Below are 237 nucleotides of genomic sequence, written 5' to 3'. Positions count from 1 at the left end.
GCTTCGTGCGTGTCGATATAGGCAGATGAGCGCCGAAAGGCCTCGTCATCGGCCTCGCGCATCGCCGGGGTGAAGCCGCCGATCAGATCGACATGGATGCCCGGCCGCAGCCATTCGCCGCGGATAAGCGGTGCTGTCGCGAGCGTCGCCGCGCTGACGATATCGGCCTGCCGCACTGCTGCTTCCAGATCCGTGACGGCAGTGGCCTGGAGCCCACGTTGCCGGAGGCTCTGCGCC

At 67.5% G+C, this 237-nt stretch carries 1 pseudogene; it reads right to left on the bottom strand.

Annotation, left to right across the window (positions count from 1 at the left end):
- A pseudogene (locus tag EOD29_RS34970) lies at window positions 1-237 on the bottom strand (ornithine cyclodeaminase family protein); the annotation flags it as partial.

Origin of the sequence: Mesorhizobium sp. M1A.T.Ca.IN.004.03.1.1, assembly GCF_003997555.1 — a bacterium.
In the GTDB taxonomy this organism is placed as follows: domain Bacteria; phylum Pseudomonadota; class Alphaproteobacteria; order Rhizobiales; family Rhizobiaceae; genus Mesorhizobium.
Note: the sequence above shows the minus strand (reverse complement) of the source record. Positions and strands in the feature narration are given on the sequence as shown.